The 374-nt window shown below is 35.0% G+C and carries 1 protein-coding gene; it reads left to right on the top strand.

Annotated features, from left to right (window positions below):
- Window positions 1-374 (top strand): DUF5689 domain-containing protein (locus tag CCAND38_RS11880; protein WP_042343766.1); only part of this gene is annotated, 374 nt, incomplete at both ends.

Genomic DNA, 374 nt, shown 5'->3' with positions numbered 1-374 from the left:
ATTGCAGAGGCTTTGACAGGAAACTACGAGAGCCAATTGGTGCGTATTGAAAATGCTCAGTTTACGGATGTTTTAAAAATCTACAGTGGAACTCAAACTATCACTACGGATTGTACCAATCATTTGGTTGTATACACTCGAAAAGAAGCATCTTTTGCAGGAAAAGATGTTAGCGATAAAAAAGGTACAATCACTGGGGTAATGGCTGTCCATAACTCTACTATTCAACTCATAATGAGAAATGTAACTGATGTGAAATTTGAAAATGATTATACTAAATGTGAAGGAGATAATCCTGATACAGAGGCAACTCTGAAAACTGTAAAAGAAATACGTGAATTACTTAAGGCAGAAACTTTTGTTTTTGAGGAAAA

This window comes from Capnocytophaga canis (genome assembly GCF_000827555.1).
Lineage (GTDB): Bacteria > Bacteroidota > Bacteroidia > Flavobacteriales > Flavobacteriaceae > Capnocytophaga > Capnocytophaga canis.
The sequence above is the reverse complement of the archived record's forward strand: the minus strand, read 5'-3'. Positions and strand labels throughout refer to the sequence as shown.